The organism is Pseudomonas fluorescens (genome assembly GCF_902497855.1).
Lineage (GTDB): Bacteria > Pseudomonadota > Gammaproteobacteria > Pseudomonadales > Pseudomonadaceae > Aquipseudomonas > Aquipseudomonas fluorescens_BI.
Genome location: NZ_CABVHU010000011.1, coordinates 146,845 through 172,097 on the forward strand (window position 1 = coordinate 146,845; position 25,253 = coordinate 172,097).

23 protein-coding genes are annotated in these 25,253 nt (G+C 58.6%); 16 read left to right on the top strand and 7 right to left on the bottom strand.

Going from position 1 to position 25,253, the window contains the following annotated elements:
* Positions 1-84: 84 nt before the first annotated feature.
* Entirely contained in the window at positions 85-1,374 is a 1,290-nt protein-coding gene (gltA, locus tag F8N96_RS21800; RefSeq protein ID WP_150799571.1) for a citrate synthase, read from the bottom strand.
* A 363-nt stretch (positions 1,375-1,737) separates the two neighbouring features.
* On the opposite strand from gltA, the gene sdhC reads away from it, so the two are divergent.
* From sdhC to F8N96_RS21860, 12 genes are all read left to right on the top strand, one after another.
* Entirely contained in the window at positions 1,738-2,112 is a 375-nt protein-coding gene (sdhC, locus tag F8N96_RS21805) for a succinate dehydrogenase, cytochrome b556 subunit (protein ID WP_150799572.1), read from the top strand.
* On the top strand, positions 2,106-2,474 hold the full coding sequence (gene sdhD, locus F8N96_RS21810) for a succinate dehydrogenase, hydrophobic membrane anchor protein (RefSeq protein WP_007959040.1): 369 nt from the start codon (positions 2,106-2,108) through the stop codon (positions 2,472-2,474). The genes sdhC and sdhD overlap by 7 nt, the downstream gene beginning before the upstream one ends.
* A 3-nt stretch (positions 2,475-2,477) precedes the next feature.
* The gene (gene sdhA / locus F8N96_RS21815; protein ID WP_150799573.1) at positions 2,478-4,250 is read left to right on the top strand and encodes a succinate dehydrogenase flavoprotein subunit; all 1,773 of its coding nucleotides are present in this window, start codon (positions 2,478-2,480) and stop codon (positions 4,248-4,250) included.
* A gap of 11 nt (positions 4,251-4,261) precedes the next feature.
* Positions 4,262-4,966: a succinate dehydrogenase iron-sulfur subunit gene (locus tag F8N96_RS21820; RefSeq protein WP_064679033.1), complete on the top strand. Its 705-nt coding sequence runs from the start codon at positions 4,262-4,264 to the stop codon at positions 4,964-4,966.
* Positions 4,967-5,227: 261 nt separating this feature from the next.
* Positions 5,228-8,059 carry a 2-oxoglutarate dehydrogenase E1 component gene (locus F8N96_RS21825; protein ID WP_150799574.1) on the top strand — a complete coding sequence of 944 codons (2,832 nt, stop codon included), beginning with the start codon at positions 5,228-5,230 and terminating at the stop codon, positions 8,057-8,059.
* A gap of 42 nt (positions 8,060-8,101) precedes the next feature.
* Positions 8,102-9,322 carry a 2-oxoglutarate dehydrogenase complex dihydrolipoyllysine-residue succinyltransferase gene (gene odhB, locus F8N96_RS21830; protein ID WP_010456848.1) on the top strand — a complete coding sequence of 407 codons (1,221 nt, stop codon included), beginning with the start codon at positions 8,102-8,104 and terminating at the stop codon, positions 9,320-9,322.
* A 98-nt stretch (positions 9,323-9,420) separates the two neighbouring features.
* Positions 9,421-10,857 (top strand): dihydrolipoyl dehydrogenase, encoded by a 1,437-nt coding sequence (gene lpdA, locus F8N96_RS21835; RefSeq protein WP_128870177.1) that lies wholly within the window; start codon positions 9,421-9,423, stop codon positions 10,855-10,857.
* 337 nt (positions 10,858-11,194) lie between these two features.
* A complete protein-coding gene (gene sucC / locus F8N96_RS21840; RefSeq protein ID WP_150799575.1) occupies positions 11,195-12,361 on the top strand; it encodes an ADP-forming succinate--CoA ligase subunit beta in 1,167 nt (388 codons plus the stop codon).
* Complete coding sequence (gene sucD, locus F8N96_RS21845; protein WP_008148605.1) at positions 12,361-13,242, top strand: succinate--CoA ligase subunit alpha; 882 nt, start codon at positions 12,361-12,363, stop codon at positions 13,240-13,242. The genes sucC and sucD overlap by 1 nt, the downstream gene beginning before the upstream one ends.
* A 414-nt stretch (positions 13,243-13,656) precedes the next feature.
* Positions 13,657-14,970: a branched-chain amino acid transport system II carrier protein gene (gene brnQ / locus F8N96_RS21850; protein ID WP_150799576.1), complete on the top strand. Its 1,314-nt coding sequence runs from the start codon at positions 13,657-13,659 to the stop codon at positions 14,968-14,970.
* 255 nt (positions 14,971-15,225) lie between these two features.
* Positions 15,226-15,963 carry a DUF599 domain-containing protein gene (locus F8N96_RS21855; protein WP_150799577.1) on the top strand — a complete coding sequence of 246 codons (738 nt, stop codon included), beginning with the start codon at positions 15,226-15,228 and terminating at the stop codon, positions 15,961-15,963.
* Positions 15,963-16,364, top strand: coding sequence for an MAPEG family protein (locus F8N96_RS21860; RefSeq protein ID WP_150799578.1), 402 nt, complete (start codon positions 15,963-15,965; stop codon positions 16,362-16,364). The genes F8N96_RS21855 and F8N96_RS21860 overlap by 1 nt, the downstream gene beginning before the upstream one ends.
* Before the next feature lie 64 nt (positions 16,365-16,428).
* Here the strand turns inward: F8N96_RS21860 and F8N96_RS21865 are convergent, their stop codons facing one another.
* Positions 16,429-16,662, bottom strand: coding sequence for a hypothetical protein (locus F8N96_RS21865; protein WP_064679026.1), 234 nt, complete (start codon positions 16,660-16,662; stop codon positions 16,429-16,431).
* A gap of 158 nt (positions 16,663-16,820) precedes the next feature.
* Between F8N96_RS21865 and F8N96_RS21870 the strand changes: the two genes are divergently transcribed.
* From F8N96_RS21870 to htpG, 3 genes are all read left to right on the top strand, one after another.
* A complete protein-coding gene (locus tag F8N96_RS21870) occupies positions 16,821-17,297 on the top strand; it encodes a PaaI family thioesterase (protein ID WP_150799579.1) in 477 nt (158 codons plus the stop codon).
* Positions 17,294-17,746 carry a PaaI family thioesterase gene (locus tag F8N96_RS21875; protein ID WP_150799580.1) on the top strand — a complete coding sequence of 151 codons (453 nt, stop codon included), beginning with the start codon at positions 17,294-17,296 and terminating at the stop codon, positions 17,744-17,746. Before F8N96_RS21870 ends, F8N96_RS21875 begins: the two co-directional genes overlap by 4 nt.
* Positions 17,747-17,827: 81 nt before the next feature.
* The gene (gene htpG / locus F8N96_RS21880; RefSeq protein WP_150799581.1) at positions 17,828-19,747 is read left to right on the top strand and encodes a molecular chaperone HtpG; all 1,920 of its coding nucleotides are present in this window, start codon (positions 17,828-17,830) and stop codon (positions 19,745-19,747) included.
* A gap of 173 nt (positions 19,748-19,920) precedes the next feature.
* On the opposite strand, the gene F8N96_RS21885 is transcribed toward htpG, so the two are convergent.
* Both F8N96_RS21885 and F8N96_RS21890 read right to left on the bottom strand, forming a co-directional pair.
* Complete coding sequence (locus F8N96_RS21885; RefSeq protein ID WP_150799582.1) at positions 19,921-20,808, bottom strand: pirin family protein; 888 nt, start codon at positions 20,806-20,808, stop codon at positions 19,921-19,923.
* A gap of 61 nt (positions 20,809-20,869) precedes the next feature.
* Positions 20,870-21,286, bottom strand: coding sequence for an OsmC family protein (locus tag F8N96_RS21890; RefSeq protein ID WP_150799583.1), 417 nt, complete (start codon positions 21,284-21,286; stop codon positions 20,870-20,872).
* A 152-nt stretch (positions 21,287-21,438) separates the two neighbouring features.
* On the opposite strand from F8N96_RS21890, the gene F8N96_RS21895 reads away from it, so the two are divergent.
* Complete coding sequence (locus F8N96_RS21895) at positions 21,439-22,443, top strand: amidohydrolase family protein (protein WP_150799584.1); 1,005 nt, start codon at positions 21,439-21,441, stop codon at positions 22,441-22,443.
* Positions 22,444-22,600: 157 nt separating this feature from the next.
* On the opposite strand, the gene F8N96_RS21900 is transcribed toward F8N96_RS21895, so the two are convergent.
* The 3 genes from F8N96_RS21900 to purM are packed head-to-tail and all read right to left on the bottom strand — an operon-like array spanning position 22,601 to position 25,043.
* Positions 22,601-23,314, bottom strand: coding sequence for a DUF3108 domain-containing protein (locus tag F8N96_RS21900; RefSeq protein WP_064679020.1), 714 nt, complete (start codon positions 23,312-23,314; stop codon positions 22,601-22,603).
* An 8-nt stretch (positions 23,315-23,322) separates the two neighbouring features.
* Positions 23,323-23,973, bottom strand: coding sequence for a phosphoribosylglycinamide formyltransferase (gene purN / locus F8N96_RS21905; RefSeq protein WP_150799585.1), 651 nt, complete (start codon positions 23,971-23,973; stop codon positions 23,323-23,325).
* Positions 23,974-23,984: 11 nt separating this feature from the next.
* Positions 23,985-25,043 (bottom strand): phosphoribosylformylglycinamidine cyclo-ligase, encoded by a 1,059-nt coding sequence (gene purM / locus F8N96_RS21910; protein ID WP_064679018.1) that lies wholly within the window; start codon positions 25,041-25,043, stop codon positions 23,985-23,987.
* Positions 25,044-25,253 lie beyond the last annotated feature (210 nt).

A 25,253-nucleotide genomic window follows, 5' to 3' on the forward strand; every position in this document is an offset into this window, starting at 1 on the left:
TGGGCAACCCGGCACAAACAAAAACGGCCCCTATAAATAGAGGCCGTTCCCGGTACAGCTCAAGACATTATCGCAAGACAAGTCTTATTTGCGGTCTTCCAGATCAGGAATGTCACGCGACTTGGAGCCAATGTATAACTGCCGCGGACGGCCGATCTTGTAAGGGCTGGAGAGCATTTCTTTCCAGTGGGAGATCCAGCCGACGGTCCGCGCCAGGGCGAAGATCACGGTGAACATGCTGGTTGGAATACCGATCGCCTTGAGGATGATCCCCGAGTAGAAGTCGACGTTCGGGTACAGCGAGCGTTCGATGAAGTACGGGTCGGTCAGGGCGATCTCTTCCAGGCGCATGGCCAGTTCGAGTTGCGGATCGTTGGTGATCCCCAGCTCCTTCAGCACTTCGTCGCAGGTCTGCTTCATCACGGTGGCGCGTGGGTCGCGGTTTTTGTAAACCCGGTGACCGAAGCCCATCAGTTTGAACGGATCGTCCTTGTCCTTGGCCTTGGCGATGTACTGGTCGATGTTCGAGACATCGCCAATTTCGTCAAGCATGGACAGAACGGCTTCGTTCGCGCCGCCGTGGGCAGGGCCCCACAGTGCAGCGATGCCGGCGGCGATACAGGCGAACGGGTTGGCACCCGAAGAGCCGGCCAGGCGTACGGTGGAGGTCGAAGCGTTCTGCTCGTGGTCGGCATGGAGGATGAAGATCTTGTCCATGGCCTTGGCGAGTACCGGGCTGATCGGTTTGATCTCGCACGGGGTGTTGAACATCATGTGCAGGAAGTTTTCCGCGTACGTCAGGTCGTTGCGCGGGTACATCATGGGTTGACCCATGGAGTACTTGTAAACCATCGCTGCCAGGGTCGGCATCTTGGCCACCAGGCGGATCGCGGAGATTTCGCGATGCTGCGGGTTCTTGATGTCGAGGGAGTCGTGGTAGAACGCCGAGAGGGCGCCCACTACACCGCACATGACGGCCATCGGGTGGGCGTCGCGACGGAAGCCGTTGAAGAAGGTCTTCAGCTGCTCGTGAACCATGGTGTGGTTCTTGACGGTGCTGACGAACTGGGCCTTTTGTTCTGCAGTCGGCAACTCGGCGTTGAGCAGCAGATAGCAGGTTTCCAGGTAGTCCGACTTTTCAGCCAACTGTTCGATCGGGTAGCCGCGGTGCAGCAGGATGCCGTTGTCGCCGTCGATATAGGTGATCGCCGACTCGCAGGAAGCGGTCGACATAAAACCAGGGTCGAAGGTGAAACGGCCCGTGGCCGTCAGGCCCCGAACATCGATAACATCGGGACCAACGGTGCCGGTTAAAATGGGCAGCTCGACGGGGGCTGCGCCCTCGATGATCAACTGCGCTTTTTTGTCAGCCATGTGGCCTCCTATTTATGCTTGAAATCATCAGACAGACCCCCCACGCAGGGCCCGCACCACTATAGTGAGATAAATTCGAATGTCAATTTGCCTAAACTCTTGCTCCAGAAGGCTTTAACCGGACTTTTTCCTCGAAATTGACTGCCATTTACGCCTTTTATCCCACTTGTGCAATGCGCTATTGGGGGTAGGCGAACGCGTTGTCATTAGTAGCCTAACTGTCTATACTCGGCCACCGACCGCCAGGGGCTTTTGGGCCTGCTTTATTGGGGGTCGCATCCCTGGGTGGTGGTTACCTGACCAGTGCACTCCCCAACAACTTTGCCCTGATTGTTAGGGGCTCTTCAGTGTGAAAAAAAAGCCGTGAAAAGCCAACGACCTGTAAACCTAGACCTAAGGACCATCAAACTCCCCATCACCGGCGTTACGTCGTTTCTTCACCGTGTTTCCGGCATCATCCTCTTCCTGGGCCTTGGCTTCATGCTTTATGCATTGGGCAAATCCCTGGGTTCCGAGGAAGGTTTTGCCGACGTGAAGGCAACCTTGACCAGCCCGCTGGCCAAGTTCGTAGCATGGGGCCTCCTGTCCGCTCTTCTGTATCACCTGGTAGCCGGTGTGCGCCACTTGATCATGGACATGGGCATCGGTGAGACGCTGGAAGGCGGCACACTGGGCTCGAAAATTATCATCGCCATTTCCGTGGTGTTGATCGTTCTGGCAGGAGTTTGGATATGGTAACCAGCGTTACGAACCTTTCGCGTTCCGGTCTTTATGACTGGATGGCGCAACGTGTGTCTGCGGTCGTTCTCGCGGCTTATTTCATTTTCCTGATCGGATACCTCGTTGCGAACCCGGGCATTGGCTACGACCAATGGCACGGCCTGTTCGCTCACAACGGGATGCGTATCTTCAGTCTGCTGGCCCTTGTGGCCCTGGGCGCTCACGCCTGGGTCGGCATGTGGACCATCGCGACCGACTACCTGACGCCAATGGCGCTGGGCAAGTCCGCGACTGCAGTACGTTTCCTTTTCCAGGCAGTATGCGGCGTTGCGATGTTCGCTTACTTCGTCTGGGGTGTGCAGATTCTCTGGGGTATCTGATTCATGGCTAACATTCCAACGATTTCTTTCGACGCCATCATTATTGGTGGTGGCGGTGCCGGCATGCGCGCAGCGCTGCAACTGGCGCAAGGCGGTCACAAGACTGCCGTGATCACCAAGGTTTTCCCGACCCGTTCGCACACCGTTTCCGCTCAGGGCGGCATTACCTGCGCCATCGCCTCGGCTGATCCGAACGATGACTGGCGCTGGCACATGTACGATACCGTCAAGGGTTCCGACTACATCGGTGACCAGGACGCTATCGAATACATGTGTCAGGAAGGCCCGGCTGCGGTATTTGAACTGGACCACATGGGTCTGCCGTTCTCCCGTACCGAACAAGGTCGTATCTACCAGCGTCCATTCGGCGGCCAGTCGAAGGATTACGGTAAAGGTGGCCAGGCTGCCCGTACCTGCGCCGCGTCCGACCGTACCGGTCACGCGCTGCTGCACACGCTTTATCAGGGCAACCTGAAGGCCGGCACCACGTTCCTGAACGAGTACTACGCTGTTGATCTGGTGAAGAACCAGGACGGCGCATTCGTCGGCGTGATCGCCATCTGCATCGAAACCGGTGAAACCAGCTACATCCGCGCCAAGGCCACCGTTCTGGCCACTGGCGGTGCCGGTCGTATCTACTCGTCCACCACCAACGCCTTGATCAACACCGGTGACGGCGTCGGCATGGCCCTGCGTGCAGGCGTGCCGGTGCAAGACATCGAAATGTGGCAGTTCCACCCGACCGGCATCGCCGGCGCTGGTGTACTGGTTACCGAAGGTTGCCGTGGTGAAGGTGGTTACCTCATCAACAAGCACGGTGAGCGTTTCATGGAGCGTTACGCTCCGAACGCCAAGGACCTTGCCGGTCGTGACGTTGTTGCCCGTTCGATGGTTAAAGAGATCATCGCCGGCAACGGTTGCGGTCCGAATGGCGACCACGTATTGCTCAAGCTCGATCACCTGGGCGAAGAAGTACTGCACAGCCGCCTGCCAGGCATCTGCGAACTGTCCAAGACGTTTGCCCACGTTGATCCGGTGGTTGCTCCGGTTCCAGTCGTTCCGACTTGCCACTATATGATGGGCGGCGTTCCGACCAACATTCATGGTCAGGCGATCACCCAGGATGCCGAAGGCGTCGACACCATCATTCCTGGCCTGTTCGCAGTGGGCGAAGTGGCTTGCGTGTCGGTTCACGGTGCCAACCGTCTGGGCGGCAACTCGTTGCTCGACCTGGTTGTGTTCGGTCGCGCGGCGGGTCTGCACCTGGAAAAAGCGCTGACCGACGGTATCGAATACGACGACGCCACCGACGCCAACATTGAAACGGCCCTGGCCCGTCTGTCCGCTCTGAACGAGCGTACCGATGGCGAAGACGTGGCAACCCTGCGTCGCGAGCTGCAAAGCTGCATGCAGAACTACTTCGGTGTATTCCGTACCGGCGAATACATGCAGAAGGGTATTGCCCAGCTGGCTGACCTGCGCGTGCGTATCGCCAACGTCAAGATCAACGATAAGTCGCAGGCGTTCAACACTGCACGTATCGAAGCGCTGGAACTGCAGAACCTGCTGGAAGTGGCCGAAGCCACCGCTATCGCTGCAGAGATCCGCAAAGAGTCCCGCGGCGCTCACGCCCGTGAAGACTACGAAGATCGCGACGACGAAAACTGGCTGTGCCACACCCTGTACTTCCCGGGTGACAAGCGCGTGACCAAGCGTGCTGTGAACTTCTCGCCGAAGACTGTTCCGACTTTTGAACCTAAGATTCGGACTTATTAAGGGTGGCCGCCATGTTGAAAGTCAGTGTTTATCGCTACAACCCTGATCAGGACGCTGCGCCGTTCATGCAGGAATTCCAGGTCGATACCGGTGGTAAAGACCTGATGGTGCTGGACGTGCTTGCCCTGATCAAAGAGCAGGACGAAGGTTTCTCCTATCGTCGCTCTTGCCGTGAAGGTGTTTGCGGTTCCGACGGCATGAACATCAACGGCAAAAACGGCCTGGCGTGCGTCACGCCGCTGTCTGCCGTCGTAAAAGGTAACAAGTTGATCGTTCGTCCGCTGCCAGGTTTGCCGGTTATCCGTGACCTGGTCGTCGATATGAGCATCTTCTACAAGCAATACGAAAAAGTTCAGCCTTACCTGCAGAACGACACGCCGGCTCCGGCCATCGAACGTCTGCAAACCCCGGAAGAGCGTGAAAAGCTCGACGGTCTGTACGAGTGCATTCTGTGCGCTTGCTGCTCGACCTCCTGCCCGTCCTTCTGGTGGAACCCGGACAAGTTCCTGGGCCCGGCTGCCCTGCTGCAAGCGTACCGCTTCCTGGCAGACAGCCGCGACACCAAGACTGCCGAGCGTCTGGCTGCGCTGGATGACCCGTTCAGCGTATTCCGCTGCCGGAGCATCATGAACTGCGTCAACGTATGTCCGAAAGGCCTGAACCCGACCAGGGCCATCGGTCACATTCGTAACATGCTTCTGCAAAGCGGCGTGTGATTCAGCTGTAGTACCCGCAAGACCGCTGTACCCGTAGATGCTGCGGCGCAGGCTTCAACCGGCGCCGTAGTTTTAACCTGAGCAGCAGCTTGAAAGGCTGCGGCTCTTATTTTGAAGAAATGAGACAAGCAGGGGCATCCGGGCTGGTACCCGGACTATCAGTGTGATCCTAGTGGCTTGTTTTGGTCGCTGCATTCGGACTTCTGCAAGTTTGCTCGGTGTCGACACCGGTGGTGTTCCCCTAACCGAGGGTGACCAAGCATGCAAGAAAGCGTGATGCAGCGCATGTGGAACAGCGCCTACCTATCCGGTAGTAACGCTGCCTATGTGGAAGAGCTCTACGAGCTCTACCTGCACGACCCTAACGCTGTGCCAGAAGAGTGGCGCACCTACTTCCAGAAGTTGCCTGCTGACGGCAACTCTGCCACCGATGTTTCGCACTCCACGATTCGCGATCATTTCGTCTTGCTGGCAAAGAACCAGCGCCGCGCCCAACCGGTTTCCGCCGGCAGCGTGAGCAGTGAGCACGAGAAGAAGCAAGTTGAAGTGCTGCGATTGATTCAAGCCTACCGTATGCGTGGCCATCAGGCAGCCCAGCTTGACCCGCTGGGGCTGTGGCAGCGTCCTGCACCTGCAGACCTGTCGATCAATCATTACGGCTTGACCAATGCCGATCTTGATACGACCTTCCGTGCCGGCGACCTGTTCATCGGCAAAGAGGAGGCGAGCCTACGCGAAATTCACGAAGCGTTGCAGCAGACATATTGCCGCACCATCGGCGCCGAGTTTACGCACATCACCGATTCCGAGCAGCGCCAGTGGTTCCAGCAGCGTCTGGAAAGCGTGCGTGGCCGTCCGACGTACTCCGCCGACATCAAGAGCCACCTGCTCGAGCGCGTGACCGCCGGCGAAGGCCTGGAAAAATACCTGGGCACCAAATACCCGGGCACCAAGCGTTTCGGCCTGGAAGGCGGCGAGAGCCTGATTCCGATGCTCGACGAGCTGATCCAGCGTTCCGGCTCCTACGGCACCAAGGAAATCGTGATCGGCATGGCCCACCGTGGCCGTCTGAACGTGCTGGTCAATACCTTCGGCAAGAACCCGCGCGAGCTGTTCGACGAGTTCGAAGGCAAGAAGAAGGTCGAGCTGGGTTCCGGTGACGTCAAATACCACCAGGGCTTCTCGTCCAACGTGATGACCACAGGTGGTGAAGTTCACCTGGCCATGGCGTTCAACCCGTCCCACCTGGAAATCGTTTCCCCGGTGGTCGAGGGTTCGGTTCGCGCCCGTCAGGATCGTCGTAACGACCCTACCGGCGAGAAGGTCCTGCCGATTTCCATCCACGGTGACGCGGCATTCGCCGGTCAAGGCGTGGTCATGGAAACCTTCCAGATGTCGCAGACCCGCGGTTTCAAGACCGGCGGTACCGTGCACATCGTGATCAACAACCAGGTCGGTTTCACCATCAGCAACCCGCTGGACTCGCGTTCCACCGAGTACGCCACCGACGTTGCGAAGATGATCCAGGCGCCGATCCTCCATGTGAATGGTGATGATCCGGAAGCCGTATTGTTCGTGACCCAGCTGGCCATCGACTACCGCATGCAGTTCAAGCGTGACGTGGTGATCGATCTGGTCTGCTACCGTCGTCGCGGCCACAACGAAGCCGACGAACCAAGTGGCACCCAGCCGCTGATGTATCAGCAGATCGCCAAGCAGCGCACCACCCGTGAGCTGTATGCCGATCGCCTGACCCAGGGCGGTGTGCTCGACGCCGAGCGTGTTCAGGCCAAGGTCGACGAATACCGCAACGCGCTGGACAACGGTCTGCACGTAGTGAAAAGCCTGGTCAAAGAGCCGAACAAAGAGTTGTTCGTGGACTGGCGTCCGTATCTGGGCCACGCCTGGACCGCCCGTCACGACACGCGCTTCGACCTGAAAACCTTGCAGGAACTGTCCGCCAAGCTGCTGGAAATTCCGGAAGGCTTCGTGGTTCAGCGCCAGGTCTCGAAAATCTACGAAGACCGTCAGAAGATGCAAGCCGGCGGCCTGCCGATCAACTGGGGTTACGCCGAAACCATGGCGTACGCGACCCTGGCGTTCGAAGGTCACCCGATTCGCATGACGGGTCAGGACATCGGTCGCGGTACGTTCTCGCATCGTCACGCTGTCCTGCACAACCAGAAAGACACGGGCAGCTATATTCCGCTGCAGAATCTGTACAAAGGTCAGCCACGCTTCGACCTGTACGATTCGTTCCTGTCCGAGGAAGCGGTCCTGGCGTTCGAATACGGTTATTCGACCACCACGCCTGAGGCGCTGGTTATCTGGGAAGCCCAGTTCGGTGATTTCGCCAACGGTGCCCAGGTGGTTATCGACCAGTTCATCACCAGTGGCGAGCACAAGTGGGGCCGTCTCTGCGGTCTGACCATGTTGCTGCCTCACGGTTATGAAGGCCAGGGTCCGGAGCACTCGTCCGCTCGTCTGGAGCGTTACCTGCAGCTGTGCGCCGAGCACAACATCCAGGTAGCTGTACCGACTACGCCGGCTCAGATCTACCACTTGCTGCGTCGTCAGGTGATTCGCCCGCTGCGCAAGCCGTTGATCGTGCTGACTCCGAAGTCGCTGTTGCGTCACAAACTGGCCATCTCGACCCTGGAAGATCTGGCCGAAGGTTCGTTCCAGACCGTGATCCCGGAAATCGATGCACTGGATCCGAAAAAGGTCGAGCGCGTTGTTCTGTGTAGCGGCAAGGTCTACTACGACCTGCTGGAAAAACGCCGTGCCGAAGGCCGTGACGACATCGCCGTCGTGCGTATCGAGCAGCTGTACCCATTCCCTGAGGACGACTTGAAAGAAGTCCTGGCTCCTTACACCAACGTCAAGCATGCCGTTTGGTGCCAGGAAGAGCCGATGAACCAGGGTGCGTGGTACTGCAGCCAACACCACATGCGTCGCAGCATCAGCAACCTCGACAAGTCTCTCGTACTCGAGTACGCGGGCCGTGAGGCTTCTGCTGCACCTGCATGCGGTTACGCATCGATGCACGCCGAGCAGCAGGAAAAACTGCTGCAAGACGCCTTTACTGTTTAACGCCTTCGCGCACCTGAAACCGAATTTAAGGACCCACAGATAATGGCTATCGAAATCAAAGCCCCCACTTTTCCGGAATCGGTTGCCGATGGCACCGTTGCCACCTGGCACAAAAAGCCGGGCGACGCCGTCAAGCGCGATGACCTGATCGTCGACATCGAAACCGACAAAGTCGTACTGGAAGTGTTGGCTACCGCTGATGGCGTGCTGGGCGCTATCGTCAAGAACGAAGGCGACACCGTTCTGTCCGACGAAGTCCTGGGCTCCATCGAAGCGGGCGGCGCTGCTGCCGCTCCAGCTGCTGCCGCTGCTCCGGCCGCTGCACAAGCTGCTGCTCCAGCCGCCGAAGGCGAAGACGATCCTGTTGCTGCACCGGCTGCTCGCAAGCTGGCTGAAGAAAACGGCATCAACATCGCTTCCGTTGCCGGCACCGGCAAAGGCGGTCGTGTGACCAAGGAAGACGTTGTTGCCGCTGTAGCTGCCAAGAAAGCCGCTCCGGCTGCCGCGCCTGCCAAGGCTGCTGCACCTGCCGCTGCTGCCCCGGTGTTCGCTGCCGGCGATCGCATCGAGAAGCGCGTACCGATGACCCGCGTGCGGGCCACCGTTGCCAAGCGTCTGGTTGAAGCTCAATCGAACATGGCGATGCTGACCACTTTCAACGAAGTCGACATGACCGAAGTCATGGCCCTGCGTTCGAAGTACAAGGACCTGTTCGAGAAGTCCCACAATGGCGTGCGCCTGGGCTTCATGTCCTTCTTCGTCAAGGCTGCCACCGAAGCGCTGAAACGCTTCCCGGCCGTCAACGCGTCGATCGACGGTGCCGACATCGTTTACCACGGCTACGCTGACGTCGGTGTTGCTGTTTCCAGCGACCGCGGCCTGGTTGTACCGGTTCTGCGTAACGCCGAACTGATGAGCCTGGCTGAAATCGAAGGCGGCATCGCCACCTTCGGCAAGAAGGCGCGTGACGGCAAGCTGTCGATGGACGAAATGACCGGTGGCACGTTCACCATCACCAACGGTGGTACCTTCGGTTCGATGATGTCGACGCCGATCGTCAACCCGCCGCAAGCGGCCATCCTGGGCATGCACAACATTCTGCAGCGTCCTATGGCGATCAACGGTCAGGTGGTTATCCGTCCGATGATGTACCTGGCGCTGTCCTACGATCACCGTCTGATCGATGGCAAAGAAGCTGTGACCTTCCTGGTTACCATCAAGAACCTGCTGGAAGACCCGGCTCGTTTGCTGCTGGATATCTGATAGAAGCCGCTACAGGTTTCAGGCCACAAGCTGCAAGCAATTGCAGCCTGGCTTGAGGCTTGTGGCTTCAAGCTTGTTGCCAAAAGAGGATTTTTTGAATGTCGCAGAAATTTGACGTAGTAGTGATCGGCGCGGGCCCTGGCGGCTATGTGGCTGCCATCAAGGCCGCGCAGCTGGGTCTTTCGACGGCCTGCATCGAGAAGTACACCGACAAGGAAGACAAGCTGGCTCTGGGCGGTACCTGCCTGAACGTCGGTTGCATTCCTTCCAAGGCCCTGCTGGACAGCTCCTGGAAATACAAGGAAGCCAAAGAAGGCTTCGCGATCCACGGTATCAACCACGCCGGCGTGACCATGGACGTGCCAGCGATGGTCGGCCGCAAGGCCAACATCGTCAAAGGCCTGACCTCGGGTGTTGCCACCTTGTTCAAAGCCAACGGTGTGACCTCCATCCAGGGTCACGGCAAGCTGCTGGCCGGCAAGAAAGTTGAAGTCACCAAGCCTGACGGTTCGGTAGAAATCATCGAAGCCGAAAACGTGATTCTGGCGCCAGGTTCGCGTCCGATCGACATTCCACCGGCTCCGGTTGACCAGAATGTGATCGTCGATTCGACGGGCGCGCTGGAATTCCAATCCGTACCAAAACGTCTGGGCGTGATCGGCGCTGGCGTGATCGGTCTGGAGCTGGGTTCGGTCTGGTCCCGCCTGGGCGCAGAAGTCACCGTTCTCGAAGCGCTGGACACCTTCCTGATGGCCGCTGACGCTGCCGTTTCCAAGGAAGCGCTGAAAACCCTGACCAAACAGGGTCTGGATATCAAGCTGGGCGCTCGCGTCACCGGTTCCAAAGTGAACGGCGACGAAGTCGTGGTGAACTACACCGACGCCAAGGGCGAACAGACCATCACGTTCGACAAGCTGATCGTTGCCGTTGGTCGCCGTCCGGTGACCACTGATCTGTTGTCCGCCGACTGCGGCGTGACCCTTGACGAGCGCGGTTTCGTGCACGTTGACGATCACTGCGCCACCACCGTACCGGGCGTTTTCGCGATCGGCGACGTGGTTCGCGGCATGATGCTGGCTCACAAGGCCTCGGAAGAGGGCATCATGGTCGTCGAACGCATCAAGGGCCACAAAGCCCAGATGAACTATGACTTGATCCCTTCGGTTATTTATACTCACCCGGAAATCGCGTGGGTCGGTAAAACCGAGCAGACCTTGAAAGCCGAAGGCGTTGAAGTTAACGTCGGCACCTTCCCGTTCGCAGCCTCTGGCCGTGCCATGGCTGCCAACGACACCGGTGGTTTCGTCAAGGTCATCGCAGATGCCAAGACAGACCGCGTATTGGGCGTCCACGTGATTGGCCCGAGCGCTGCAGAACTGGTTCAGCAGGGCGCGATCGGTATGGAGTTCGGCACCAGCGCTGAAGACCTGGGCATGATGGTTTTCTCCCATCCGACCCTGTCCGAAGCCTTGCACGAAGCCGCTCTGGCAGTGAATGGCGGCGCCATTCACATCGCCAACAAGAAGAAGCGCTGAAAACTATGTGAAAACGTCGCGAGCGACGGAAAGACAAGGCAAAAATAGGCGAGGAAGCGGAGTTGACGTCAGTCAATGAGCATTTCGAGCCTGTTTTTAACGCAGTATTTCCTAGCGCAGCAGTTTTCACATGTTTGAAGAGACAATAAGAAACCACGGCGGAGTGGCCCGTCGTGAGCCTTGCAAGCAAGACTCACCGCGGAATATCCGCTGGACGCAGTCTTGCGTAGCTGCACCGGTTGTCCGGGAAGGCTACGCAAGCAGCAGTCACAGGTGGTGCGGCACTTGAACGAGTGCAGCACCGAATGCGCAGTACCTAACGAAGACGGTAATAAGCATGAATCTTCACGAGTATCAGGGTAAGCAGCTGTTCGCTGAATACGGCCTGCCAGTATCCCAGGGTTTCGCCGTAGACACCCCGGAAGCAGCAGCAGAAGCATGCGACAAGATCGGCGGGACCGAATGGGTTGTCAAAGCCCAGGTTCACGCAGGTGGTCGCGGTAAAGCGGGCGGCGTAAAGCTGGTTCGTAGCAAAGAAGACGCCAAGGCATTCGCTCAACAGTGGTTGGGCAAGCGTCTGGTGACTTACCAGACTGATGCCAATGGTCAGCCAGTCACCAAGATCCTGGTTGAATCGTGCACTGATATCGCTAAAGAGCTGTACCTGGGCGCTGTCGTTGACCGTTCGAGCCGTCGCATCGTGTTCATGGCTTCCACCGAAGGTGGCGTGGACATCGAGAAAATCGCTCACGACACCCCTGAGAAAATCCTCAAGGCCACTATCGATCCACTGGTTGGCGCTCAGCCATTCCAGGGTCGCGAGCTGGCATTCCAGCTGGGTCTGGAAGGCAAGCAAGTTGCTCAGTTCGCCAAGATCTTCGTTGGTCTGGCCAAGCTGTTCAAGGATCACGACCTGGCTCTGCTGGAAGTGAACCCGCTGGTGATCAAGGCTGACGGCGATCTGCATTGCCTCGACGCCAAGATCAACATCGACGCCAACGCCATGTACCGTCAGCCTAAGCTGAAAACTTTCCACGATCCGTCGCAAGATGATCCGCGCGAAGCGCACGCTGCCAAGTTCGAACTGAACTACGTAGCGCTGGAAGGCAACATCGGTTGCATGGTCAACGGTGCTGGCCTGGCCATGGGTACCATGGACATCGTCAACCTGCATGGCGGCAAACCAGCCAACTTCCTCGACGTGGGCGGCGGTGCTACCAAAGAACGCGTTACCGAAGCGTTCAAGATCATCCTGTCCGACACTAACGTCGCTGCAGTATTCGTCAACATCTTCGGCGGCATCGTTCGTTGCGACATGATTGCCGAAGGCATCATCGGCGCTGTGAAAGAAGTCGGCGTGAAAATCCCGGTTGTTGTTCGCCTTGAAGGCAACAACGCTGAGCTGGGCGCTAAAGTACTGGCAGAAAGCGGTTTGAACATCATCGCTGCTACCAGCCTGACCGACGCTGCTCAACAAGTTGTCAAAGCTGCGGAGGGCAAATAATGAGCGTCCTGATCAATAAAGACACCAAAGTTATCTGCCAGGGTATTACCGGTTCGCAAGGTAGTTTCCACACCCAGCAAGCCATCGAATACGGCACCAAGATGGTGGGTGGCGTAACTCCGGGCAAAGGCGGCACCGAGCACCTGGGTCTGCCAGTGTTCAACACCGTGAAAGACGCTGTAGCTGCCACTGGCGCCACCGCCAGCGTGATCTACGTTCCAGCTCCTTTCTGCAAGGACTCCATCCTGGAAGCAGCATTCGGCGGCATCAAGCTGATCGTTTGCATCACTGAAGGCATTCCTACCCTGGACATGCTGGATGCCAAGGTCAAGTGCGACGAGCTGGGCGTAGTCCTGATCGGTCCTAACTGCCCAGGCGTGATCACCCCAGGCGAATGCAAGATCGGCATCATGCCAGGTCACATTCACTTGCCAGGCAAGGTCGGTATCGTTTCCCGTTCCGGCACCCTGACCTACGAAGCTGTGAAGCAGACCACTGACGCCGGTTTCGGTCAGTCGACTTGCGTCGGCATCGGCGGTGACCCTATCCCGGGTTCGAACTTCATCGACATCCTGAAGCTGTTCCAGGAAGACCCGAAGACCGAAGCGATCGTCATGATCGGCGAGATCGGCGGTTCGGCTGAAGAAGAAGCGGCGGCCTACATCAAGGCTCACGTGACCAAGCCGGTTGTTTCCTACATCGCTGGTGTGACTGCCCCTGCGGGCAAGCGCATGGGCCATGCTGGCGCAATCATCTCTGGCGGCAAAGGCACTGCAGACGAGAAGTTTGCTGCCCTGGAAGACGCAGGCGTGAAAACCGTGCGTTCGCTGGCAGATATCGGCAAGGCTCTGTCCGAGCTGACCGGCTGGGCGATCAAGTAAGCCTCGCGCTTAGCTTGTAGCTCTGCTGACAAAGGCCACCTTCGGGGTGGCCTTTGTCGTTTCCGACCGAATCAAATGAAGCATCGGTCCCTGTAGGAGCCGGCTTGCTGGCGAACCAGGCGACACGGTGTATCAGACGTACCGCCTTCGCTGGCAAGCCAGCTCCTACAGGGTTCACCGTGGGATGAACGTTATGTATGAAAACGCGACATCGAAATGTCGTGTATCGGATAGTTCGCACCCTAACAGTGCGTTTCCTGCTCAAATTCGTTAGTCTAGCCGCCATTTTGCGTCCGCAGCCCACAAGGCCGCTACGCGCTAAACGGGTCAGTCCTATACGGGCCGACAGCATTTCCCTCACCCATAAGGGAAATCCCTCTCTAAATTCCGATTCAGTAGTGTGGTATTTCCTTAATGAAAGTGTTGAAAGGCCAGGACATCCTGGCACTTGGATTCATGACCTTTGCCCTGTTTGTCGGGGCTGGCAACATCATCTTCCCGCCTATCGTCGGCTTGCAGGCCGGACCTCATGTCTGGCTGGCGGCGCTGGGCTTCCTGATCACCGCAGTCGGTCTGCCGGTGATCACCGTGGTCGCCCTGGCCAAAGTCGGCGGCGCCATGGATGCCTTGAGCAGCCCGATCGGTAAAGTCGCCGGGGGCCTGCTGGCCGCTGCGTGCTACCTGGCCGTCGGCCCGCTGTTCGCGACGCCGCGCACCGCGACCGTGTCCTTCGAAGTCGGCCTGGCGCCGCTGACCGGCGAAAGCCCGCTGGCACTGTTCCTCTATAGCTCGGTGTACTTCCTGCTGGTGTTCTTCATCTCGCTGTATCCCGGCCGTTTGCTGGATACCGTTGGACGTTTTCTCGCACCACTGAAGATCATCGCCCTGGCTGTACTGGGCATCGCGGCGTTTGCATTGCCGGCAGGCGACATTGGCGCGGGCACCCCCGAGTACGTGGCGGCACCGTTCTCTCAGGGCTTCATCAATGGTTACCTGACCATGGATACCCTGGGCGCGCTGGTCTTCGGCATTGTCATCGTCAACGCCATCCGCTCCCGTGGCGTCGAGTCGCCGGCGCTGATCACCCGTTACGCGATCATTGCCGGGCTGATTGCCGGCGTGGGCCTGGCCCTGGTGTACGTCAGCCTGTTCCGTCTCGGTTCGGGCAGCCATGAAGTGGCCGCCGGCGCGACCAATGGCGCGGTGGTCTTGCATGCTTACGTGCAACACACCTTTGGCTCCCTGGGCAGCGGCTTCCTGGCGGTGTTGATCTCCCTGGCCTGCCTGGTCACGGCGGTCGGCCTGACCTGTGCCTGCGCTGAATACTTCAGCCGTGTGCTGCCACTGTCCTACAAGACCCTGGTGATTATCCTCGCCGCGTTTTCCCTGCTGGTGTCCAACCTGGGTCTCACCAAGCTGATCGCGTTCTCGATCCCGGTACTGACCGCGATCTACCCGCCGTGCATCGCCCTGGTAGCCCTGAGCTTCTGCAAGGACTTCTGGCATGAGCAAGGCCGTATTGTCGGCCCGGTGATGTTGGTGTCCTTCATCTTCGGCCTGATCGATGCGCTCAAAGGCGCCGGTCTGGCGGATTGGCTACCGACGCAGCTGGCTAACCTGCCGTTGAGCGAGCAAGGCCTGGCGTGGTTGGTACCTTCGGTCATGACGCTGGTGGTCGCGGTGGTGTGTGATCGTTTGCTGGGCAAGCGCGAAGAAGCGCTGGCTTAAGCAGCTGCCAGGGCCGCCACAAGCGGGCCTGTGAAAGCACAAACAGAAATGCCCCGTATCAATCGATGCGGGGCATTTTTTATGGGCATGATGCAGTGTCTTTTTCCTTGAACTAACGTCGAACCAATACCTTGTAGGAGCGAGGCTTGCCCGCGAAGGCGGTGTGTCAGGCGATAATTGTTCTCCAGTGACACCGCCTTCGCGGGCAAGCCTCGCTCCTACAGGATTCAATGCCAACGTCTCACAGGGAATTGCATGTCGTTCATCCTCGCCAACCTGATCCACATTCTCGCCGCCGTCTGGTTCGTCGTCTGTTGGGGCGGCTACACCCGTTATGCGACGTGGAAAGCCCGCGACACCGCGTGCCTGGCCAGCGTCCTGCACCTGTATCGCGAAGACTGGATGCGCCGCATGCTGCTGCGCGATAACCGTATCGCCGACGCCAGTGTGATCGGCAACCTGGAGCGCAACGCCTCGTTCTTCGCTTCCAGCACGCTGATTATCCTGGCCGGCATTCTCACGGTACTGGGCGCTTCCGAAAGAGCCGTGTCGTTGCTGGCGGATATCCCGATGGTGCAGCAAGCGTCCCAAGGCATGTCGGAAATCAAGTTGTTGTGCCTGGCGCTGGTATTCGTCTATGCGTTCTTTACCTTCAGCTGGTGCATGCGCCAGTACAATTTTGCGGCGATTCTGGTGGGTTCGGCACCGATGGTCGGTGAACGGCATGTTTCCGAACTGGAACGCAAGGCCTTTGCCGCCCGGGCAGCCCGGGTGATTTCCATGGCCGCCAACCAGTTCAACTTCGGCCTGCGCTCCTATTACTTCGGCATGACCATGCTGGCCTGGTTCGTCAGTCCCTGGCTGTTCATGTTGATGAGTGCCGGCGTGGTATTGGTGCTCTATCGCCGGGAGTTCCACTCCGACGTTCTCGACGTGATGGTCTATACCCCTACAGAGGCACCCTTGCCCGAGGCGAATAAAGAGGTCGCTTGATGAGTATTCCGTTCTGGTGTGTGTTTATCAGTGCCTTGCTGATTTATGTGGCCCGCATCCCGGTGGCCAAGGCCATGAAAGAGCAGGGCGGTTACGATAATCACCTGCCGCGCCAGCAGCAGGCGCAACTCACCGGCTTCGGTGCCCGGGCGCTGGCGGCGCATCAGAACTGTATCGAGGCATTCATACTGTTTGCGGTGGGGGTGTTGATGGCGCACACCACGCAGACGGCGGGGTGGCTTATCGATTCGCTGGCAATCATTTTCGTGATAACACGAATCATTTATTTGTTGTGTTATTGGACAGATCTGGCCTGGCAGCGCAGCCTGGTGTGGTTCATCGGGTTAGTGTGTTCGTTGTTGCTGATGATTAGTCCGACTTTTAGAAGCATTTTGCTCTAGCGCCGGATTGCAGACAAAAGAAAACCCGCATTTGGCGGGTTTTCTTTGTCACGCTAAAAACGTTTTAGTTTTTAGGTGCCTCTTTTGCAGCCGCTTCGTTCGATTCAGCCTGAGCTTTGGCAGCTTCGGCGTTTTCTTTCGCTGCGTCGTTCACTTTATCCTGAGCTTTGTTCATGTCTTGCTGAGCTTGCTCAGCATGTTGGTTAGCATCTTGAGCTTTGTCCTCGGATTTTTTATCGCAAGCAGCGAGACCGAGGGAAGCGGTCAACATCAAGGCAATAGCTAAAGTCTTACGCATGGGGTGTTTCTCCTTATGGAAAATATCTACTGGCCTTTCGAGCACAGCGCTTAGCGTTAAGTTCCTCAATTCATACAGATATATAAGAATATTCCGGCGGGAACTTTTACTCAAAGCGCCTAGTGCGATCTCAGGACACTAATAAGAGTTTTTATCAAATGGCCGAAAACCCCGTTTTTGAGCGTGCGACACGATTCCTGTCGGCGCTGCGACATTGTCAAGTACTCGGGCTGCGGGTTCACAGCGCGAGTTGTGACGGGCTCACTGTGATATTGCCGTACAGCCCGCAAATCGTCGGCAATCCGCAAACCGGCGTAATCCATGGAGGGGCACTGACGTCGCTGATGGACACCGCTTGTGGCATGTCCACCCTTTGCGTGTTGCCCGAGTTCGAAGTGTGTCCGACCCTGGACCTGCGCATCGATTACATGCACGCCGCCGAACCGCACAAAGATGTCTATGGATTCGCCCAGTGCTACCGGGTTACCACCGATGTGATCTTCGCCCGCGGCTTTGCGTACCAGGACGACCCTGAACACCCCATCGCCCATGTCGTCGGCACCTTCATGCGCATGGGTAAGGCCATCAAGGGCACCAAGGGTTTTGGCGGTGTGATCGCCGGAGCTGCGCAATGACTGACAACTTCAAACAACAACTGCAACAGGCCCATGAACAGGGGGACTACGCCTCGCTGCTGCACCTGGTTCCCTATGCCAAACTGATCGGCATCGAGTGTTCGCGCGTGGGGGATGAGTTGCTGTTTCGCTTGCCGGCCAATAAAGACAACATTGGCAACCCTCTGCTGCCGGCGATTCATGGCGGCGTGATTGCCGGGTTCATGGAGTTGGCCGCGGCGCTGCACCTGCTGGTTTTCACCGGATCACCCGGCGTGCCGAAGATCATCGACTTCTCCCTCGACTACCTGCGCGCAGGGCAATTTCGTGATACCTGGGCCAGGTGCCAGGTTTGCCGCCAGGGGCGGCGCGTCGCCAACGTAGCGATTACGGCCTGGCAAAGTACCGAATCCGAGCCGATTGCCACGGCCCGGGCCCACTTCAAAATCGAAGAGCCCTTGAAATCCTGATCTGAGCCCCCAACTTTGATGACAACCCGCCGCCGACCGTCAAGGTTGCGGCTTATGCCATCTGATTGGAGTTTGATGACCATGAGTGTGGAAACTCAAAAGGAAACCCTGGGCTTCCAGACCGAGGTGAAGCAGCTGCTGCACCTCATGATCCATTCGCTGTATTCCAACAAGGAAATTTTCCTTCGCGAATTGATCTCGAACGCCTCTGACGCTGTCGATAAATTACGCTTTGAAGCCTTGGCCAAGCCTGACCTGCTGGAAGGTGGCGCCGAGCTGAAAATCCGTGTGAGCTTCGACAAGGACGCTAAAACCGTCACCCTCGAAGACAACGGCATTGGCATGAGTCGCGAAGACGCGGTGACCCATCTGGGCACCATCGCCAAATCCGGCACCGCCGATTTCATGAAACATCTGTCCGGCGACCAGAAGAAAGATTCGCACCTGATCGGTCAGTTCGGTGTGGGCTTCTACTCTGCGTTCATCGTCGCTGACAAAGTCGACGTGTACAGCCGCCGTGCCGGCCTCGCTGCCAGCGAAGGCGTACATTGGTCGTCCAAGGGCGAAGGCGAATTCGAAATCGCCACCGTCGAGAAAGCCGAGCGCGGTACCCGCATCGTCCTGCACCTGAAATCCGCTGAAGACGAGTTCGCCGATGGCTGGCGTCTGCGCAACATCATCAAGAAGTACTCCGATCACATCGCTCTGCCGATTGAGTTGCCGAAAGAAGCGGCCGCTGTTGAAGGCGAAGCTCTTGATGGAGAAGCGGGGCCGGCCGTTGAATGGGAAACCGTCAACCGCGCCAGCGCCCTGTGGACCCGTCCGCGTACCGAGATCAAGGACGAGGAATACCAGGAGTTCTACAAACACGTCGCGCACGATTTCGAGAACCCGCTGAGCTGGAGCCACAACAAGGTCGAAGGCAAGCTGGAATACAGCTCGCTGCTCTACGTACCGGCCCGTGCACCGTTCGACCTGTACCAGCGTGAAGCCCCTAAAGGCCTGAAGCTCTACGTGCAGCGCGTATTCGTCATGGATCAGGCCGAGTCGTTCCTGCCGCTGTACCTGCGTTTCATCAAAGGCGTGGTCGATTCCAACGACCTGTCGCTGAACGTGTCGCGGGAGATCCTGCAGAAAGACCCGATCATCGACTCCATGAAGTCGGCGCTGACCAAGCGTGTGCTCGACATGCTGGAAAAACTGGCGAAGAACGACCCTGAGCAGTACAAGAGCTTCTGGAAAAACTTCGGTCAGGTCATGAAAGAAGGCCCGGCAGAAGACTTCGCCAACAAAGAGAAAATCGCCGGCCTGCTGCGTTTCGCCTCCACTCAGGGCGAAGAAGGCGAGCAAGTGGTTTCCCTGGCCGAATACCTGGCGCGCGCCAAGGAAGGCCAGGACAAGATCTACTACCTGACCGGCGAAACCTACGCACAGGTCAAAAACAGCCCGCACCTGGAAGTCTTCCGCAAGAAAGGCATCGAAGTGCTGCTGCTGACCGACCGCATCGACGAGTGGCTGATGAGCTACCTCAGCGACTTCGACGGCAAGAGCTTCGTCGACGTGGCGCGCGGTGACCTGGACCTGGGCAACCTGGACTCGGAAGAGGACAAGAAAGCCGCGGAAGAAGTCGCCAAGTCCAAAGAAGGCCTGGTTGAGCGCCTGAAAACCGCTCTGGGCGATTCGGTGGCCGAAGTGCGGGTTTCCCACCGCCTGACCGATTCCCCGGCGATTCTGGCCATCGGCGAGCAGGACCTGGGCATGCAGATGCGTCAGATCCTGGAAGCCAGTGGTCAGAAGGTTCCGGAGTCGAAGCCGATCTTCGAATTCAACCCGGCTCACCCACTGATCGAGAAACTCGACAACGAGCAGAGCGACGAACGCTTCGGCGACCTGTCGCACATCCTCTTCGATCAGGCGGCCCTGGCGGCCGGCGACAGCTTGAAGGACCCGGCCGCGTATGTGCGCCGCCTCAACAAGCTGCTGGTTGAACTGTCGGTTTAACGGCGTTGTACAAAAAAACCCGCTTCGGCGGGTTTTTTTTGGATGCTGTTAACAGGGTGCAGAAGTGGATGATCATTCCCACGCTCTGCGTGGGAATGCCTCCAGGGACGCTCCGCGTCCAGTGACGCGGAGCGTCACGGGCTGCATGCCCACGCAGAGCGTGGGAACGATCATTACAACGGGGTCGGCTCGCTTCGGTGTTTCGGCAGCTCGATCCGCTCGCTTTCCCCCGGCACCGTCGGCCAATCCCCGGCCGCCCAGCGTCGCCGCGCTTCTTCGATGGCCGCCGGATCACTCGCCACAAAATTCCAGTTGATCCGCCGCGGTCCATCCAGCGGTGCGCCGCCGAACAGCACGGCGTGGCAGTCGCTCTCGGCGAACAGCGTCATCTCTTCCCCGGCAGGCAACACCGACAGCGTATGGGGTTCCAACGGCTCGCCATCCAGCTGCGCCTCGCCACTCAACACATACAGCGCCCGCTCTTCATGCTCGGCAGGTATGAGCAAAGTGGTGGCCGTTTGCAGGTTCAATTCTGCATACAGCGTAGGAGAAAGCACCGGCACCGGCGATTCCAGGCAAAAGCCTGACCCGGCAATCATCCGGATCTTCACGCCAAGGTTATCGCTGACCGGCAGTGTGGCCGCCGGATGGTGGCTGTAGTGCCCCGGGCCTTGTTCATACTCCTTGGGCGACGCCAGCCAGATCTGCAGCCCATGCATCCTGAACCCTCTGTCCTTCAGCGCCTGCGGTGTGCGCTCGACGTGGGCAATTGCGCTACCCGCTGTCATCCAGCTGACATCCCCGGCCTCGACCACCTGATCGGAGCCAAGGCTGTCTTTGTGCTGGATTTGCCCTTCGAACAAGTAGGTGAGGGTGGACAGGCCAATATGCGGATGCTGTCGGATGTTCATGCCATGGCCTGCCGGGTACAGGGTTTCCAGCATGTGGTCGAAAAATACAAAGGGCCCGACACTGCGGCATTTGGCTGACGGCAAAGGGCGAAGAATCGGTTGGCCTTCGACGTCTTCGGCGCGGGGACGGATCACGAGCGGAGTGTTCATGGTGCATTCCAGGCTGAGCGGGTGACGCGTGGAGCATAACCCGCTTGCGCAGCCCTTGCCGCTATTGGCTGAACGCACCTTCGGACAGATGGGTTTCGATGCTGACCTCAGTGCTGGTCATCAGCTTGTGTACCGGGCAGCGATCGGCTACGCGGTGCAGTTCGTCGCGCTGGGCGTCGGTGAGTACGCCCTTGAGGGTCAGTTTGACGTGCAGGGCATATTTGCCTTTCTGTTCTTCGCTGTTATCGCGTTTGACCTCGACCGTGACACCGGTCAGCGGGATGTCTTTCTTTTTGGCGTACATCTTCAGGGTCACGGCCTTGCAGGCGCCGAGGGCGGCGTCGAAGTAGTCGTGGGGCTCTGGCGCAGTGCCTTCGCCGCCGATATCTTTGGGGACATCGGCAAACAACTCGTGCTCATCGATCTGGATGCTGTGACGAAAACCTTCGGCGGAAACGGTATTGACGGTAACAGTCATGGGAAACCTCGTAGGCTAGGAAAAGTCATTCAGTCAAAAAAGACCTTGAAGGTATAGAGCATTCCTACAAGTATGCGTTCCACTTTCTTGCCTTGATGAACCCTGGACCTTGCGGTGGGGTCTACGCTGTTCCTACATTCCGGAGATCGCCCGTGCCTGTGTTCCGCTACAGCGTTGCCTGCCTGTTGGTCTTTGCCAGCCACGTTGCCAGCGCCCGGGAATATGCCTACAGCGATGCGCACCTGCATTACGTGGACTTTTTTCAGGAAACGGCCGGCATGCCGAAATTGCTCAAGGCCATGGCCGACAACCGCATCGAGCATGTGATGATTTCCGGCATTCCGGTGGCCAAGAAATGGCACGAAGACGAACCCAAGCGTCCACGTTATTACGCTGGCGATGATGCCGATGCCTACTGGTACAGCGCCACCGATGTCATAGTCGCCGCTGCTGTGAACAGCTTGCCCCCCGAGCAGCGTCAGTACTTTCACCCGTTCCTGTCAGGGTTCAACCCCAACGACAAGAACTCCGCGGCGCATATCCAGCGCATGCTCGATCTCAATCCCGGTCTGTGGCAGGGCATAGGCGAAGTCTTTACCCGCCATGACGACCTGACTGCGCTGACGTCCGGCGACACGCCACGGGCGAATAACGAAGCGATGACGCGGATCTATCACCTCGCCGCCGAAAACGACTTGCCGGTCATGCTGCATTCCAACATCACCTCCAAGCGCGAAAGAAATCCACTGTACCTGGCGGAAGTCGAAGAGCCGCTGCGCAATCATCCGCACACCCGATTCATCTGGGCCCACGCAGGTACCAGCGCCGAGATTCATCGCCACCAGACCCGGCTGGACTTTCTGCTGCCAACGTTGACCCGCATGCTTGATGCTTACCCCAACCTGTTCGTCGACCTGTCCTGGAGCATGCTGACGCCCTATCTGCTCGATGAGCAGGGCAAGCCTCGGGGCGAGTGGTTGAAGCTGGTGGAGCGCTTCCCGGAGCGCTTCATGCTCGGTTCCGATGTGGTGGGACGTTTCAACAAGCTTGGTAAGGAAATGCGCAGTTTCGATCCGTTTCTCGATGCGTTGCCGGAAGAGGTTGCCAGAAAAGTCGCGCGGGATAACTTCCTGGCGATCCTGCCGCGCTCCCTGTAGGAGCCGGCTTGCCGGCGAAGGCGGCCTCAAGCCTTGCAGCGTCTATGAAAACGCCTTCGCCGGCAAGCCGGCTCCTACAGGGAACGTATTGCACAGGGGGGTATTTGACAGGCGAAAAAAAGCCCCGCATCTGCGAGGCTCTTACGTATCGACCGGATCAGCTGCCTTTGACAGCCTTGCCGTTGACCGTGCCATCGAGGAGCATGATGTTGTACTCCTTGCCGTCCGTCTCGACTTGTTGCAGGCGGACCAGCAGGTAGTCCCAGTCCTTGGCGAACCACAGCACGGTGATGCGTTTGCTCTGTGTAGGATCGCGCACGCGCTCGACCTTGATCGCATCGATCTGGCCGGCCTTGGTGTCGACTTTTTCCGAACCCAGTACGCGGAAGTCATAGGTATCGACTTCGCCATCATCGACGACCTGATAGCTCATGCTTTTCTTGCCGGCGGCCACGTCATGCTGCAGTGCCAGCTGATAAGTGGATTTGTCGACCATGCCGCGGTTGAGCGGGAGTTTGACCGGGTCGCCGCGATCGGTGCCGGTGACCATTTTGTTGGTCCAGTCGAAGTCCAGGTCAGCCTTCTTGGCTTTGCCCAGGCCGCCACGTTCGAAATGGTAGGACTGGGGCAGCAAGGTGTCCTTGTCCAGGGTCAGGGTGCTTTCTTCGGTCAGGCTGGCGATCATCATCGAGGCCTTGAAGCTGAGCTTCCAGGCGCCGTTGGCTTGCTTGGTCAGGCTGCGCTCCGCGGTGCCGCTCATCGGCAGCTGCTTCCAGTCGGCGGTGTAGCTGGCGGAGAAAGGTTGAAGTTCTGCAGCCTGCGCAAAAGGCAGGACGAGCAGAGCGCAAGCGAAGAGCAGGGCGCGACGCATAAAATCTCCTAGGTTCGAATCAAGTGGCCGCTGGCGGCGAGTAGCTTCCCATCCAGTAAAGCACCTTGCTCGCCGAGTGATAAACGACCTTCGGCAAACCAGCGTACAGCCATCGGGTAGATCAGGTGTTCCTGGCCATGGACTCGCTGCGCCAGACTCTGCGGCGAATCCTGCAACTCTACCGGTATTACTGCCTGTACGACCAGTGGTCCGCCATCGAGTTCCTCGGTGACAAAGTGCACGGAGCAGCCGTGCTCGGTGTCGCCGGCCTCCAGCGCGCGCTGGTGAGTGTGTAACCCTTTGTATTTGGGCAGCAGCGAGGGATGGATATTAAGCAGGCGACCCTGGTAATGGCGCACGAAACCGGCGCTGAGAATGCGCATGAAGCCGGCCAGGACCACGAGTTTGGGATTGAAGGCGTCGATCATTTCGGTCAGCGCGGCATCGAAGGCCTCGCGGCCTTCGAAAGCCTTGTGATCCAGGCAGCGGGTATCGATACCCGCGTCCCTGGCGCGTTGCAGGCCGTAGGCGTCGGCGCGGTTGGAAATCACCGCAGCGATGCGGGCCGGGCTGTCGCCGGTCCGCGTGCTGTCGATCAAGGCCTGCAAGTTACTGCCGGTGCCGGACAACAGCACCACCACATCACAGGTCTGGGACATCCGCTCTTGCATCAGTGTGCCTTGAGGTTTTTCAGTTCGACCTGGGCCGCGCCTTCGGCAGCGGTGGCGATCTGGCCGATGACCCAAGGCTGCTCGCCAGCTTCACGCAGCACGTTCAGCGCGGTTTCGACGTGCTCTTGAGCGACGCAGATGACCATGCCCACGCCGCAGTTCAGCACGCGGTGCATTTCGTTTTCGTCAACGTTGCCTTGCTCTTGCAGCCAGTCGAACACGGCAGGGCGAGTCCAGCTTGCCACGTCAACCACCGCTTGAGCGCCTTTTGGCAGAACGCGCGGGATGTTGTCCAGCAGGCCGCCGCCGGTGATGTGGGCCATGGCCTTGACCGCGCCGGTGTCCTTGATCAGCTTGAGCAGCGGCTTCACGTAGATGCGGGTCGGAGCCATCAGCAGGTCGGTCAGCGGCTTGCCGTCGAGCTGGATGTTTTCGATGTCGGCACCTGCCACTTCGATGATCTTGCGGATCAGCGAGTAGCCGTTGGAGTGCGGGCCGGAAGACGGCAGGGCGAGCAGGGCATCGCCGGCAGCGACTTTCGAGCCGTCGATGATTTCGGATTTTTCCACGACGCCGACGCAGAAGCCGGCCAGGTCGTAGTCTTCGCCTTCGTACATGCCTGGCATTTCAGCGGTTTCGCCGCCGACCAGGGAGCAGCCGGACAGTTCGCAGCCGGCGCCGATGCCGGTCACGACCTGGGTCGCGGTTTCGACGTTGAGTTTGCCGGTGGCATAGTAGTCGAGGAAGAACAGCGGCTCGGCGCCGCACACCACCAGGTCGTTGACGCACATGGCCACCAGGTCGATGCCGATGCTGTCGTGCTTGTTCAGGTTCAGGGCCAGGCGCAGCTTGGTGCCGACGCCGTCAGTACCGGAAACCAGCACAGGCTGCTTGTAGCCGGCCGGGATTTCGCAGAGGGCGCCAAAACCGCCCAGGCCGCCCATGACTTCCGGGCGCGCAGTGCGCTTGGCGACGCTCTTGATGCGTTCGACCAATGCTTCACCGGCGTCGATGTCTACACCGGCGTCCTTGTAGCTCAGGGAGGGTTGCTTGCTCATGATCCAGGCCTTTAGGGGGGATTCAGGGGTAACGACCGAGTCCAGCGGGACCACTTGTACAGGCGAGGGCGATTGCCGAGCGCAAATTCAAGGGCCCGGCTGTTGCCGGTCTGCGAAGGCGCGCGATTTTATCAGGCTTGAGGCACAGCGGCCATCCTCAGGCCGACAGCAGGGGCATATCGGTTGAAAAAAACTGTAATTGCCCGGGTT